Below are 236 nucleotides of genomic sequence, written 5' to 3'. Positions count from 1 at the left end.
CGGTGGTGCGGCCTTCGTACACACCGGACAGGATCTCGACCTCGTCGGCCTCGCGGCGGGCCGAGGTATGACGGCTCTTGCCGGTGGCGCGGCGCTGCAGGTCGTGGGCGAATTCTTCGGGCGAGATTTCCAGGCCGGGCGGGCACCCATCGATCACGCAGCCGATGGCCGGCCCGTGGGATTCACCGAAGGTGGTGACGCGGAGGAGTTGTCCGAATGTATTCAATGCCGTTGTG

General features: G+C 66.5%; 1 protein-coding gene. It reads right to left on the bottom strand.

Features of this window, described 5'->3' with window-relative positions; genetic code table 11:
* On the bottom strand, positions 1-226 hold a 226-nt coding region (locus tag RT460_RS03000), incomplete at its 3' end, for a chorismate synthase (protein ID WP_313317071.1).
* Positions 227-236 lie beyond the last annotated feature (10 nt).

It is taken from the genome of Stenotrophomonas sp. (assembly GCF_032061965.1).
Lineage (GTDB): Bacteria > Pseudomonadota > Gammaproteobacteria > Xanthomonadales > Xanthomonadaceae > Stenotrophomonas.
Note: the sequence above shows the minus strand (reverse complement) of the source record. Positions and strands in the feature narration are given on the sequence as shown.